Origin of the sequence: Rossellomorea vietnamensis (assembly GCF_001305855.1) — a bacterium.
Taxonomy (GTDB): Bacteria; Bacillota; Bacilli; order Bacillales; family Bacillaceae_B; genus Rossellomorea; species Rossellomorea vietnamensis_A.
Window position 1 is genome coordinate 1 of record NZ_LIXZ01000068.1, and the last position, 688, is coordinate 688.

The 688-nt window shown below is 65.1% G+C and carries 1 protein-coding gene; it reads right to left on the reverse strand.

Annotation, left to right across the window (positions count from 1 at the left end):
- Window positions 1-688: helicase-related protein (locus AM506_RS23550; RefSeq protein WP_152968657.1), on the reverse strand; the 688-nt coding region annotated here is incomplete at both ends.

Genomic DNA, 688 nt, shown 5'->3' on the forward strand with positions numbered 1-688 from the left:
GGGCTCGAAGCCGGGCTCGATGCGCTTCTCCAGGTCGCGCTTGATCAGCCGCTCGATGCCCTTGAGCAGGCCGTGCTCGTCGACGCAGACCAGCGAGACCGCCTGGCCTTCGCTGCCGGCGCGGCCGGTGCGGCCGATGCGGTGCACATAGTCCTCGGCGACGTTGGGCAGCTCGAAGTTGACCACATGGGGCAGCTCCTCGATATCCAGGCCGCGGGCGGCGATATCGGTGGCCACCAGCACCTGCAGGTCACCGGTCTTGAAGGCGGCCAGCGCCTTGGTGCGCGCGGACTGGCTCTTGTTGCCATGGATCGCCATGGCCGGAATCTCCTGCTTGGAGAGCTGTTCGGCCAGGCGGTTTGCGCCGTGCTTGGTACGCGTGAAGACCAGTACCTGATGCCAGTCGTGCTCGGTGATCAGGTGGGCCAGCAGCTCGCGCTTCTTCTCGCGGTCGACGCGATAGATCGCCTGGTCGACGAGCTCGGCGGTGGTGTTGCGGCGGGCGACCTCGATCATCTCGGGATCGTCGAGCAGCTTGTTCGCCAGCGCCTGGATCTCGTTGGAGAAGGTCGCCGAGAACAGCAGGTTCTGGCGCTTCTCGGGCAGTACCCGCAGGATCTTCTTGATGTCGTGAATGAAGCCCATGTCGAGCATGCGATCGGCTTCGTCGAGCACCAGGATCTCGACC